The 12,513-nt window shown below is 71.1% G+C and carries 13 protein-coding genes; 9 read left to right on the top strand and 4 right to left on the bottom strand.

Features of this window, described 5'->3' with window-relative positions:
• Positions 1–324 precede the first annotated feature (324 nt).
• The 5 genes from ROTAS13_RS10880 (at position 325) to ROTAS13_RS10860 (ending at position 5,951) form a co-directional block, all read left to right on the top strand.
• Entirely contained in the window at positions 325–1,218 is an 894-nt protein-coding gene (locus ROTAS13_RS10880) for a YicC/YloC family endoribonuclease (protein WP_026033115.1), read from the top strand.
• Between the two features lie 33 nt (positions 1,219–1,251).
• The gene (gene gmk / locus ROTAS13_RS10875; RefSeq protein ID WP_019460685.1) at positions 1,252–1,902 is read left to right on the top strand and encodes a guanylate kinase; all 651 of its coding nucleotides are present in this window, start codon (positions 1,252–1,254) and stop codon (positions 1,900–1,902) included.
• Positions 1,903–1,971: 69 nt separating this feature from the next.
• Positions 1,972–2,904 (top strand): AEC family transporter, encoded by a 933-nt coding sequence (locus ROTAS13_RS10870; protein ID WP_019460686.1) that lies wholly within the window; start codon positions 1,972–1,974, stop codon positions 2,902–2,904.
• Between the two features lie 139 nt (positions 2,905–3,043).
• Positions 3,044–4,081 carry an SDR family oxidoreductase gene (locus tag ROTAS13_RS10865; RefSeq protein WP_019460687.1) on the top strand — a complete coding sequence of 346 codons (1,038 nt, stop codon included), beginning with the start codon at positions 3,044–3,046 and terminating at the stop codon, positions 4,079–4,081.
• Positions 4,082–4,091: 10 nt separating this feature from the next.
• On the top strand, positions 4,092–5,951 hold the full coding sequence (locus tag ROTAS13_RS10860) for a glycoside hydrolase family 15 protein (protein WP_058389260.1): 1,860 nt from the start codon (positions 4,092–4,094) through the stop codon (positions 5,949–5,951).
• A gap of 85 nt (positions 5,952–6,036) precedes the next feature.
• Here the strand turns inward: ROTAS13_RS10860 and ROTAS13_RS10855 are convergent, their stop codons facing one another.
• A complete protein-coding gene (locus ROTAS13_RS10855) occupies positions 6,037–6,312 on the bottom strand; it encodes an usg protein (RefSeq protein WP_019460689.1) in 276 nt (91 codons plus the stop codon).
• Between the two features lie 261 nt (positions 6,313–6,573).
• Between ROTAS13_RS10855 and groES the strand changes: the two genes are divergently transcribed.
• The 4 genes from groES to ROTAS13_RS10835 all read left to right on the top strand — a co-directional run bounded on the left by groES (position 6,574) and on the right by ROTAS13_RS10835 (position 10,366).
• Positions 6,574–6,861, top strand: coding sequence for a co-chaperone GroES (gene groES / locus ROTAS13_RS10850; RefSeq protein WP_019460690.1), 288 nt, complete (start codon positions 6,574–6,576; stop codon positions 6,859–6,861).
• A 54-nt stretch (positions 6,862–6,915) separates the two neighbouring features.
• Positions 6,916–8,556: a chaperonin GroEL gene (groL, locus tag ROTAS13_RS10845; protein ID WP_019460691.1), complete on the top strand. Its 1,641-nt coding sequence runs from the start codon at positions 6,916–6,918 to the stop codon at positions 8,554–8,556.
• 78 nt (positions 8,557–8,634) lie between these two features.
• Positions 8,635–8,862 carry a cold-shock protein gene (locus ROTAS13_RS10840; protein ID WP_019460692.1) on the top strand — a complete coding sequence of 76 codons (228 nt, stop codon included), beginning with the start codon at positions 8,635–8,637 and terminating at the stop codon, positions 8,860–8,862.
• Positions 8,863–9,094: 232 nt separating this feature from the next.
• A complete protein-coding gene (locus ROTAS13_RS10835; RefSeq protein WP_075822333.1) occupies positions 9,095–10,366 on the top strand; it encodes a DUF1835 domain-containing protein in 1,272 nt (423 codons plus the stop codon).
• A 28-nt stretch (positions 10,367–10,394) separates the two neighbouring features.
• On the opposite strand, the gene ROTAS13_RS27120 is transcribed toward ROTAS13_RS10835, so the two are convergent.
• From ROTAS13_RS27120 to ROTAS13_RS10820, 3 genes are all read right to left on the bottom strand, one after another.
• Positions 10,395–10,943, bottom strand: coding sequence for a hypothetical protein (locus ROTAS13_RS27120; RefSeq protein WP_075822332.1), 549 nt, complete (start codon positions 10,941–10,943; stop codon positions 10,395–10,397).
• 140 nt (positions 10,944–11,083) lie between these two features.
• Positions 11,084–11,527, bottom strand: coding sequence for a tellurite resistance TerB family protein (locus ROTAS13_RS10825; protein WP_226946059.1), 444 nt, complete (start codon positions 11,525–11,527; stop codon positions 11,084–11,086).
• 119 nt (positions 11,528–11,646) lie between these two features.
• Positions 11,647–12,513 (bottom strand): helicase C-terminal domain-containing protein (locus tag ROTAS13_RS10820; RefSeq protein ID WP_305793715.1); only part of this gene is annotated, 867 nt, incomplete at its 5' end.

The following is a 12,513-nucleotide window of genomic DNA, read 5'->3' as shown; positions in this document are numbered from 1 at the left end:
GCGGCGCGGCAGCGATCCGCCACGGCGGCGAGGCGCGCGGGATCGCGGCCGGCCAGGTGCAGGCGCCGCCCGGGCCGGGCCAGCCCCAGGGCGAAGGCCGTGCCCAGACCCGAGGAGGCGCCGGTGAGCGCCACGGACGGCCAGTTCCAGCCATCGTTCCGTCCCATCGCGCGCGATCCTTCCATCGAATTGTTCCCGGGGGTGTCCCGCCACCGGGCAGGGACCGGAAGCCCTGTGGCCCGGCCCTTTCCGCATGGCGGATTCCCGCCGCCGGACTCGGCGCCGAGCTTGCACCGGGCGCGGCGGCACGTCATGGACGGCGCCATGTCCATCAACTCCATGACCGGTTTCGCCCGCATTGACGGCATGCTGCCGGATGGTGCCAGCCTCGCCTGGGAAGTGCGCAGCGTGAACGGGCGCGGGCTCGACCTGCGGCTGCGCATGCCCAACGGGTTCGAGGGGCTGGAGACCCCGTTGCGGGAGCAGGCGGCGCGGCGCTTCGGGCGCGGCAACATCAGCGCCACGCTGGTGGTGAAGCGGGAGGACCGCTCGCTCCGGCTGATCCCCGACCCCGAGGCGCTGGAGCGGGTGCTGCGTCTGGCGAGGGAGCTGGCGGCACGCATCCCCGGCGCTCCGCCGCCCAGGCCGGAGGCGCTGCTGGCCCTGCCCGGCGTGCTGCGGACCGAGGTCCCGGAGCTGGACGAGGCCGCCGACGAGGCGCGGCGGGCGCTGGTGGCCAAGGCTTTCGAGGCAGCGCTGGAGGCGCTCCGGGAAGCGCGCCGCGCCGAGGGGCGGAAGCTGCATGCCATCCTGTCCACCCTGCTCGACGAGATCGCCGCGCTGCGCGAGCAGGCGGTGGAGGAGGCGGCGCGGCAGCCCAGGGCGCAGAAGGCGCGGCTGATGGCGACCCTGTCGGAGCTGCTGGAAGGCGAGCGCCGGGTGCCGGAGGAGCGCCTCGCCGCCGAGGTGGCGCTGCTGGCCAGCCGTTCCGATGTGCGGGAGGAGCTGGACCGGCTCGGCGCGCATGTCGAGGCGGCGCGGGCCCTGCTGCGGGAAACGGCGCCGGTCGGGCGGCGGCTGGAGTTCCTGACCCAGGAGTTCGGGCGCGAGGCGAACACGCTGGGGGCGAAGTCGGCCTCGCTGGCGTTGACGCGCCTGTCGCTGGAGCTGAAGGCCGCCGTGGAGCGGCTGCGCGAGCAGGCCGCCAATGTCGAATGAGAAGCTGGGCCGGGTGATGCGCGGGAGGCGGGGATGGCGGTGAAACGTTTGCGGCGCGGGCTCTGCCTGGTGCTGGTGGCGCCCTCGGGGGCGGGCAAGACCTCCGTTTCCCGCGCCCTGCTGGAGCAGGAGGAGGCGCTGTCGCTTTCCATCAGCGCCACCACCCGGGCGCCGCGCCCCGGCGAGGTGGAGGGGGTGCACTACCACTTCCGAACGCCGGAGCAGTTCGAGGCGATGGAGCGGGCGGGCGAGATGCTGGAAAGCGCCACGGTCTATGGCCGCCGCTACGGCACGCCCCGCGCCCCGGTGCTGGAGGCGCTCGCCGCCGGGCGCGACGTGCTGTTCGACGTGGACTGGCAGGGGCACAGGCTGATCCGCGCCGCGCTGCCGGACGACGTGGTGGGCGTCTTCCTGCTGCCGCCGAGCCTGCCGGAGCTGGAGCGCCGTTTGCGCGGGCGGGGGCAGGACAGCGACGCGGAGATCGCCCGGCGCATGGAAGCGGCGCTGGAGGATGCCTCGCACTGGCGCGATTTCGACCATGTGCTGGTGAACGACCACTTCGCCGACACGCTGGCGGTGGTGCGCGGCATCCTGGCGGCGGCGCGGACACGGCGGGAGCGCAATCCCTGGCTCGGCGATTTCGTGGCCGATCTCGGCGGCCCGGATCCTGCTACGGCGGACTAGGCCGGGGCTGGCCCGGCGGGACAGGGCCGGGATGGATGGAGCGGTGACGATGGGGATGCCAGGGGCGCGATGACAGTTGTTCTCTCGATCATCGGCCCGGTCTTCATCACCATCCTCCTCGGCTACCTGGCCCGGCTGACCAACCGGATCTCGGCCGAGGGCGTGCGCGGGCTGAACGACTTCGTCTTCATGCTGGCCCTGCCGGCGCTGCTCTTCGAGGGGGCCTCGACCTCCGGCGGGCTGGGGCCGACCCTGGCCGTCTCGATCGCCTATTTCTCCGCCTGCCTGCCGGTCTATGCGCTGGCGGTGGTGCTGGCGCGGCGGCTGCGCGGGCTGCGGCTGCAGGAGGCCGGGCTGGTGGCGCTGGATGCCAGCTTCGGCAACCTGTCGATGGTGGGCATCCCGCTGATCCTCGCCGCCTTCGGGCCGGAGGGGCTGCGGAACCTGCTGGCGATCCTGGCCTTCCATTCCATCCTGATCCTGCCCATCGCCACGGTGATCGCGGAGATCGGGATGAACGCGAAGGCTTCGCCCATCGCCATCCTGCGCTCCACCCTGACCTCCCTGGTGCAGAACCCGATGCTGCTGGCGGTGGCGCTGGGCGGGCTTTGGTCGATCTTCCTGCCGCCGCCGCCAGACATGATCCGGCGGCTGCTGCACCTGCTGGGGCAGGCGGGCTCGCCGGTGGCGCTGTTCTGCCTGGGGGCGAGCCTGACCAGCTTCAACCTGCGGCGCGACTGGCCCGACGCGGTGCTGGGCGTGGCCATCAAGCTGCTGGTGCTGCCGCTGGCGGTCTGGGGCGCGGCTCTGTTCTTTCAGCTGCCGCCGCTGGGCACCGCCGTGGCGGTGGTGGCGGCGGCCATGCCGACCGGGGCCACGGCCTTCATCCTGGCGCGCCGCTACGCCACCGGCATGGACCGTTCCGGCGCCACGGTGCTGCTGGCCTCGGCCCTGTCGGTGGTCACGCTGAGCGTCCTGATCGCGCTGTTCCACCAGCACTGACGGGCGCCCTCCCCGCCCGCCTCGGCCGGGATCATGCCGCGACTGTGCGGCGGCGGGCCCGCAACCCCGGAACCCGGCCATGTGTTCGCAGGCCGTGAAGCCCGCGGCCCTCGGGTGGCGGCATGGAAAGGGGGGCGCGATGGCGCGGGAGATGGTGACGGGCGCGCTGAGCGTGGTGATCACGGGGGCCTCGGCAGGCGTGGGGCGGGCGACGGCCCTGGCCTTCGCCCGGCGCGGCTGGAACGTCGCCCTGATCGCGCGGGAGGCCGAGGGGCTGGAGGATGCCCGGCGCGAAGTGGCGGTGGCGGGGGCGCGGCGGGTGATCGCGCTGCCGCTGGACGTGGCGGATGCGGCGGCGGTGGAGGCGGCGGCGGAGCGCGTGGCCCGCAGCTTCGGCGGCATCGACGTCTGGGTGAACAACGCGATGGTCACGGTGATGTCCCCGGTCGCGGCGATGTCGCCGGAGGAGTTCCGCCGCGTCACCGAGGTCACCTATCTCGGCCAGGTGCATGGGACCATGGCGGCGCTGCGGCAGATGCGGCAGCGTGACCAGGGCGTGATCGTGGCGGTCGGGTCCGCCCTTTCCTATCGCGCCATTCCGCTGCAATCCGCCTATTGCGCCGCCAAGTTCGCGGTGCGGGGCTTCATGGACTCTCTGCGCGTCGAGCTGCTGCACGATCGCAGCCGCATCCGGCTGACGATGGTGCAGCTTCCGGCGGTCAACACGCCGCAATTCGAATGGGCGCGCAACCGCATGGGCGAGCGTGCCCAGCCCGTGCCGCCGATCCATCAGCCGGAGGCGGTCGGCGAGGCGATTTTCGCAGCAGCAGTGCAGCCGAAGCGCGAGGTCTGGCTCGGCTGGCCGACCCTGAAGGCGATCCTCGGCGCTATGGCGGTACCCGGGCTGGCGGACCGCATCCTGGCGCGGCAGGGCTATTCCGGCCAGCTGACGGGCGAGGCCCTGCCCGCCGGGCGGCAGGACAACCTGTTCCGGCCGGTGCCGGGGCCGCACCGGACGCGGGGGCGCTTCAGCAGCCGCGCGTCCAGCCGGGTGCATGCGATCGAGCCGGCCCTGTTGCGGGCGGTGATCGGGGGAGCGGTCCTCGCCCTGCCGGCGCTGGCCTGGATGGCGGGGCGGCGTTCCGGGGCCCGGTCCAGGCCCCGGCTCGGGGGCTGATCGCGGGACCATGCCTGGAAGGATCGAGGACTACGCGCTGATCGGCGACCTGGCGACGGCGGCGCTGGTGGGGCGGGACGGGTCGATCGACTGGCTCTGCTGGCCGCGCTTCGACTCCGATGCGGTCTTCGCCGCGCTGCTCGGCACGCCGGAGCATGGGCGCTGGCGGATCGCGCCGGACTGGGAAGGCGGCGAGCGGCCCCATATCCGCCGCGCCTATCGGGATGGCACGCTGGTGCTGGATACGGAGTTCCGCACCGGCAGCGGCGCCGTCCGCCTCACCGACTTCATGAACGTGCGCGACGACGGCGTGTCGAACCTGGTGCGGATCGTCACCGGGCTGCGTGGCGAGGTCGCCATGCGCGGGGAGCTGGTGCTGCGCTTCGACAACGGGCGCGTCATTCCGTGGGTCTCACGGCTGCCGGACGGAACGGGCATCCGGGCGGTGGCGGGGCCCGATCTGGTGGTGATGCGGACCGGTGTGCCGGTGCGCGGCGAGGACATGCACAGCGTGTCGCGCTTCGTGGTGAAGGCGGGGGAAAGCGTTCCCTTCGTCCTGTCCTATGGCGCATCGCACCTGCCGCCTCCGCCGCCGCTGGACCCCGGGGAGCGGCTGGCCGAGACGGAGTCCGGCTGGCGGCAATGGGCCGCCGGCTGTGCCGGGGCCGGCCCCTGGACCGATGCGGTGCGCCGCTCCGTGGTGACGCTGAAGGCCCTCACCTACCGCCCCACCGGCGGCATCGTGGCGGCGCCCACGACCTCCCTGCCGGAGAAGCTGGGCGGATCGCGGAACTGGGACTACCGCTTCTGCTGGCTGCGCGATTCGACCCTGACGCTGATGGCGCTGCTGCGCGCCGGCTATGTGGAGGATGCCGCCGCCTGGCGGGACTGGCTGGTCCGTGCGGTGGCGGGAAGCCCGGACCAGATCCAGATCATGTACGGGCTGGCGGGCGAGCGCCGGCTGACCGAGTACGAGGCGGACTGGCTGCCCGGCTACGAGGATTCGCGGCCGGTCCGGGTGGGCAACGCGGCCTACGGGCAATTGCAGCTCGATGTCTTCGGCGAGGTGGCGAACACGCTCTACCAGGCGCACCGGCATGGGCTGGCCTTCGACCGGCAGGCCTGGTCGTTGCAACATGCCCTGACCGACCATCTGGCGAAGGTCTGGAAGCAGCCGGACGAAGGCATGTGGGAGGTCCGCAGCGGGCCGGAGCAGTTCACCTTCTCCAAGGTCGCCGCCTGGGCGGCAGTGGACCGGGCGGTGCGCAGCATCGAGCATTTCGGCATGCGCGGCCCGCTGAAACGGTGGCAGGCGCTGCGGCAGAGGATCCACGAGGATGTCTGTCGGCGCGGCTTTGATCCGGAACTGGGCAGCTTCACCCGTGCCTATGGCTCGGGCGACCTGGATGCGAACCTGCTGCTGCTGCCGGCGGTGGGCTTCCTGCCCTATGACGACCCTCGCGTGCGCGGCACCATCGCGGCGGTGGAGAAACGGCTGCTGCGGGGCGGGTTCCTGCTGCGCTACGCCACCGGGGAGACGCGCGACGGGCTGCCCGGCGACGAGGGAGTGTTCCTGGCCTGCTCCTTCTGGCTCGCCAATGCCTATCACCGCACCGGGCGCAGGCATGAGGCGCTGGACCTGTTCGGACGCCTGCTGGACCTGCGCAACGATGTCGGCCTGCTGTCCGAGGAGTACGACCCGGGGGCGCGGCGCCTGATCGGCAACTTCCCGCAGGCCTTCTCGCACATCGCCCTGGTCAACACGGCCTATGAGCTGAGCGGCCATCCTGGCGGCCGCGAGGCGGAGGACGGCCCGCCACCGGCGAGGAAGGCTGGCCGCTCACCGCCGCCGCTGGCACCTGGGGCCTAGGGCCAACCCGTGGCCGGACCGGAGACCGGCCATGGGCGGGCTCCAGCGGAGAGGATGCACCCCGCCCGGGCCCGGCACCGGGCGGCTATTGCAGGGTGAACTGGCCATCGACATAGTGGAACTCGGCGGGGCGCCAGAGCGCCGCCGAGGCGACGCGCACCGAATGCAGCGGCCCCTCGATCTCGCGCTGCCAGAAGCCGATGAAGCGGTGCAGCTCCGGGAAGCCGGGAGCGTGGTCGAGTTTCTGCCAGACGAAGCTCTGCAGCACGGAAGGATGGTCGGGCAGGCGATAGAGCAGCTCGGCGGTGGTGACACGTGGTTCCGCGAAGCGGACGAGGTTCCCGATTTCCCGCAGGATCATGCGAAGCATCTCTCCTCAGGCCGCGGCTTGTCGCGTCTGTCATCATACTGCCATGGACCGTCGCCTCCAGATCAATAAAAAAGCGCCCTTTATCAAACGATTAGCACTCATTTGGTGGAATTGCTGCCGAACACCTTGACGAAGGGTGGGGCACGGCCCTAGATCGCTGGCACTCGGCGGGGGCGAGTGCTAACAGCGCCCGTCCCCGGCGGAGCTCATGAATCCGAGACCACGGTTTCCAAAGGCTTAGGAGCGTTCCTGATGAACTTCCGCCCTCTGCACGACCGCGTCCTCGTTCGCCGCGTCACGGCCGACGAGAAGAGCGCTGGCGGCATCATCATCCCCGACACCGCCAAGGAGAAGCCGCAGGAAGGCGAGATCGTCTCCGTCGGCACCGGCACGGTGAGCGACAAGGGTGAGGTCCGCCCTCTCGACGTCAAGGCCGGTGACCGCATCCTGTTCGGCAAGTGGTCGGGCACCGAGGTGAAGCTGAACGGTGAGGATCTCCTGATCATGAAGGAGTCCGACATCATGGGTGTGATCGGCTGACGCCGCACGCCTTCGTCGCTTCCCTTCCCCATTCAAACACAGAGGTAGAGCAAGATGGCTGCTAAGGACGTCAAGTTCGGCCAGAACGCCCGCGACCGCATGCTGCGCGGCGTCGACATTCTCGCTGATGCCGTGAAGGTCACGCTGGGCCCCAAGGGCCGCAACGTGGTGATCGACAAGTCCTTCGGCGCGCCGCGCATCACCAAGGATGGTGTGACGGTCGCCAAGGAAATCGAGCTGGCCGACAAGTTCGAGAACATGGGCGCGCAGATGGTGCGCGAGGTCGCTTCCAAGCAGAACGACCTGGCCGGTGACGGCACCACCACCGCCACCGTGCTGGCGCAGGCGATCGTCCGCGAGGGCGCGAAGTCCGTGGCCGCCGGCCTGAACCCGATGGACCTGAAGCGCGGCATCGACAAGGCCGTGGCGATCGTCGTCGAGGACCTGAAGGCCAACTCGCGCAAGATCACCACCTCCGCCGAGGTCGCCCAGGTCGGCACGCTGTCCGCCAACGGCGAGTCCGAGATCGGCGAGATGATCGCCCAGGCGATGGAGAAGGTCGGCAACGAGGGCGTGATCACGGTCGAGGAAGCCAAGGGCATCCAGACCGAGCTCGACGTCGTCGAGGGCATGCAGTTCGACCGCGGCTATGTCTCCCCGTACTTCATCACGAATGCGGAGAAGATGATCGCGGAGCTGGATAACCCCTATATCCTGATCCACGAGAAGAAGCTTTCCCAGCTGCAGCCGATGCTGCCGCTGCTGGAGGCCGTGGTGCAGTCCGGCCGTCCGCTGATTATCGTGGCCGAGGACGTCGAGGGCGAGGCGCTGGCCACCCTGGTCGTCAACAAGCTGCGCGGTGGCCTGAAGATCGCCGCCGTGAAGGCCCCGGGCTTCGGCGACCGCCGCAAGGCGATGCTCGAGGACATCGCGATCCTGACCGGTGGCCAGGTCGTGTCCGAGGATCTCGGCATCAAGCTCGAGAACGTGACGCTCGACATGCTCGGTAAGGCCAAGACGGTCCGCATCGAGAAGGAGAACACCACGATCGTCGACGGTGCCGGCTCCAAGGAGGACATCCAGGGCCGCGTGGAGCAGATCAAGGCGCAGATCGAGGAGACCACCTCGGACTACGATCGCGAGAAGCTGCAGGAGCGCCTGGCGAAGCTGGCTGGCGGCGTGGCCGTGATCCGCGTCGGCGGTTCCACCGAGGTCGAGGTGAAGGAGCGCAAGGACCGCGTCGACGACGCGCTGCATGCGACCCGCGCCGCGGTCGAGGAAGGCATCGTGCCGGGCGGCGGTGTTGCCCTGGCCCGTGCGACCACCAAGCTGGCGCATGTGCAGGTGGACAACGACGACCAGCGCGTCGGCGTCGAGATCGTGCGCCGCGCGATCCAGGTGCCGCTGCGCCAGATCGCCGAGAACGCCGGCCAGGACGGCGCGGTGATCGCGGGCGACGTGCTGCGCAAGACCGATAGCTACGACTACGGCTATGACGCTCAGACTGGCGAGTACAAGCAGCTGATCGCCGCCGGCATCGTGGACCCGACCAAGGTCGTGCGCACCGCGCTGCAGGACGCCGCTTCCGTGGCCGCGCTGCTGATCACCACCGAGGCGATGATTGCCGAGAAGCCCGAGAAGAAGGCCCCTGTGGGCGGTCCTCCGGGCGGCGGCATGGGTGACATGGACTTCTGATCCTTCCGGGATCGGGGTTCGGAAGGGGGCGGTCCGCAAGGGCCGCCCCTTTTCCTTTTTGCGGAAAGGGCGGCGGCGGTGGAAAGGCTGACGGGACGGGTGATCTGGTACCAGCCGGCCAAGAGCTATGGCTTCATCCAGGCCGATGACGGCGGGCCGGATGTGATGGTGCATGTCACGGCACTGCGGGCGGCTGGGCTGGAAGGGCTGGAGAAGGGGCAGCGCCTGTCCTTCGCGGTGGAGGATCGCGGTGGCCGCCGGGGCGCGGTCGCGATCCGGGTGGCCGAGGGCGGAGCGGAGCGGTAGGCCATCCGGGCCTGCGGCGTTCTTGACCGGCTGCCGGGGCTCTGGTTTCCTCGCACCCGGCTTGATCGGAGCCTCCGTGTCCGCGGAAAGGGCTGCGCCCACGCTCGCAGAAAGCGGTGCCGTCCCTTTTCCACCCTTTCCTGCCTGGCTGGCGGACACAGGCACGAGGAAGGGGCTTTCCTTGTCCGATCCATCGGCCTCCGCGCCTGCGTCCGGCGATCCGCGTCCAGCGATGCCGTTCCGCCTGAACCTCGAACAGCAGCGAAAACGCGCCAAGGAGTTGCTGCGGCAGTTGCGGGCCGGGGATGCCGAGGCCTGGCAGCGCTTCCGCCAGCGTCATCCGCGGGTCCCTGCCGAAGGCCCCGCCACGCTGGGCCGGCTGAGCGAGGCGCAGCTTGTCATCGCCCGGGAGTTCGGCCTGCCGAGCTGGCCCCGGCTGAAGGCGCATATCCAGGCCATGGAGCGTAGCTGGGCGAGCATCCGGCGCGGCGGGGATGCGCCGGACCGCGACATGGCGACCCTGCATCTCCGCTGCGGCAGCGATATCGGTCCGGGGCTGAAGGAGGCCGGGTTCGCCGGCGATTTCCTGGAGTATTCCGATCCCTTCTGCCAGGGGCCGGTCCTGACCGGCCCGGACTGGCTGGAGCGACGCGCGGATTTCCTGGCGCAGTCCTATGGCACGGGCAGCGGCATGAGCCGGGAGGAGATCGCGACGAAGCTGCACCGGGCAGAGGAGGATCTGGCGGCCGCGTCGGTGCGCTACCGGCGCGTCGTGCTCTGGTTCGAGCACGATATCTACGACCAGCTGATCCTGGCGCGCTGCCTCGCACTTTTCGCCGGGGCAGCGCCGACGCGGCTGGAACTGGTTTCCCCGGCCCGCTATCCGGGCGCGACGCGCTTCATCGGGCTGGGCCAGTTGCCGCCGGAGGCGCTGCGCCTGCTATGGGAGGAACGCATTCCCGTCCCCGCCGAGGCCCTGCGATCGGGGCAGGCGGTCTGGGAAGCGCTGCGTCAACCGGACCCGAGGAGGCTGGCCGACCTGGGCAGGGCGGGAACACCGGGCATGCCGCAACTCGGCCGGGCGGTGCTGCGGCACTGCCAGGAACTGCCCTGGATCAGAGACGGGCTGGGACTGACAGAGAGGCTGATCCTGCAATTGCTGGCGGAGGGGCCACACCGGGTCAACCGGGTCTTCGAGCGGCTGATGCTGGAACGGGAACCGCTGCCCTGGATGACGGACCTGATGATCCACGACACGGTGGAGCGCATGCGCCGTGTCGGCCAGCCGGTTTTCCTCGGCACCTACGAGGATGGCGAGAACCGCTGGCCCAGGGAGGAGCTGACCATCACGCTCCTTGGACGCGCCGTGCTGGCCGGGGCCGTGGACTGGTTGTCGCTGGCCCCGCCGGCCCGGTGGGTCGGCGGCGTCCGGATCGATGGCCCCGGTGCCGCCTGGCGATGGGATGACGGCACGGCCTCGGTCCGGCCTCCACGGGGCGCGTGAGGGTGCGGGGCTCGCCCGCCTGCCGGATTCAGGTGGAGGGGGCCTCCTCCCAGACCTTGAGCGCGGCGGCCCGGTTCAGGATGCTGCGGGTGCGTTCCGCCTGATCCACATTGGCGGGCTTCACCACGACAATGGCTTCGGCATGCTCGGTGGCAGCGGTGCCTTCCGTGCCGCTGGCCTGGGAGGCCAGCTCGCTGAGCCCGCCCGCCCCGGCCCCGGCCGCGAGGGCCGCCCCGACCGCCGGGATGGCGGCCCCGCCGGTGGCCACAACCACGCCCGCCGCCGCCATGCCGGCAGCGGCGGCGGCCATGCTGTTGCGCATGGTGCGGAGGTTGCGGTGCTCATCTTCGCGCAGCGGCTCATCGCCGCTGTCCTCGGGCATGGTCTCGGCCCGGGGGGCGGGCGCCGCCGTTGCGGCCGGGGCCGGAGCCGGGGTGGGATCGGCGTGGCGGACGGAGATCTGGGCGCGGGGAATGGCCTCGCCCTCCAGATAGGAGAGGACTGCCTCGACCGCCTCCTTGTCGCGGAAGCTGGCCAGGATCGTGGGTTGGGCCGGCGTGGCGGATGTTTCGCTCATGGTTCTGCTCTCCCGCACTTGGACGGAAGGCAAACGCCCTGTGGCGGGCAACCGTTGCGGAAGGCCGGCATTCCGGTCTTCCGCCGCTCCCGCCCAGCCGGTCCGGCCCGATGGGGAGCCCCGGTGGAGCGACCCCGGGGTCAGATGACCTGGTAGCGGGCCTTGGCGGCGCGCTCGATGGCGCCGGCCACGAGGCGGTCGATGTCCAGGCCGATGCGGAAGTCCTGCAGGAAACGCAGCTCGTCCTGGGTGGCATCGCCATCGGCGGCGACGATCTCGCAGGCGAGGAGATAGGCGGTCTCGCGCAGGCGCTGCGGCAGGGCGTCGCGGATCAGCGCGACCACCTCGTCCAGCCCGTCCGTGTCGCCCAGCAGGTTCAGCACGATCTCGGTCACCGTCTCGATGCCGCTGACGTGGAAGTCGCTGAAGACCGGCAGTTCCTTGACCAGGCGCGACATGGTGGCGAGCTCCGCGTCGGTCATGTGGCCGTCGCAGGCGCTCATCACCACCATGGCGCCGACCAGGGCCTCCTGGGCCGAAAGACGGACGGGGGTTGCCTGGGGTGAACTCATGTCGAGGGGCATGTCCGTTGAGGCTCCTATAGCCGGATCGTCTCGCAGCCCGGGGCACATCCCGTCAATGGCAGCCGCATCAAGGGGCCGCGAGCCATGCGGAAAGCACGGCTCGGCGCCCCGGACGGGGTTCAGCCCGCCAGGAATTCGCGGGTCCGGCGCGTGGCTTCGGCGAGGCCGACGCGGTGGGTTACGACGCCGTCCGGCAGGCCCGCGAGGAGGCGCGAGGGCGCCCGCGAGTCGAGCAGCACGAAGACGCCGCGGTCGTCGGCACGGCGGACGAGGCGGCCGAAGGCCTGGCGCAGCCGGTGGCGGGCGACGGCGTCGTCCCATTCCTTCGGCCGGCCGCCGGACAGGTGCAGGCGGCGCTCGCGGTGCAGGATGGTCGGGCGCGGCCAGGGCACGCGGTCGAAGACCAACAGGCGCAGCGAGCGGCCGGGCACGTCCACGCCGTCGCGCAGCGCATCCGTGCCGAGCAGGCAGGAATCCTCCTCGGCGCGGAAGACGTCGACCAGGGTGGAGTTGTCCATCGCGTCCACGTGCTGGGCGTAGAGCGGGATGCCCGCCTTCTCCAGCCCCGGGGCGATGCGGTCATAGGTGTTGCGCAAGCGCCGGATCGCGGTGAAGAGGCCCAGCGCGCCGCCGCCCGAGGCGCGGAACAGCGCCTCCATCGCGGCGGCCTGCTGGCCGGTGTCGCGGCCGATATCGGTTACCACCAGCGACAGGGTCTGAGCGCCGTAGTCGAAGGTGGAGGGTACGGCGGCCCGCACCGCCGGCAGGGGCAGGTGCGAGGCGCCGGTGCAGGCCTCGGCGGCCTCCCAGGCGGCCTCGGGATCGGGTTGGCCGTCGCTGGCCAGCACCACGTCGCGCAGCGTGGCGGAGGTGATCAGCAGCCCGTGCGCCGGGGCGGCGACCGCCAGGGCGAAGGGCTCGGTGGGATCGAGGTGGTGGCGGTGCATGGCCGCATCGACCTCCCGCCCCTCGCGCCGGGTGATGGC

This window comes from Roseomonas sp. TAS13 (assembly GCF_001950415.1).
Taxonomy (GTDB): Bacteria; Pseudomonadota; Alphaproteobacteria; order Acetobacterales; family Acetobacteraceae; genus Roseomonas; species Roseomonas mucosa.
This window is presented reverse-complemented; position numbering and strand designations above follow the sequence as displayed.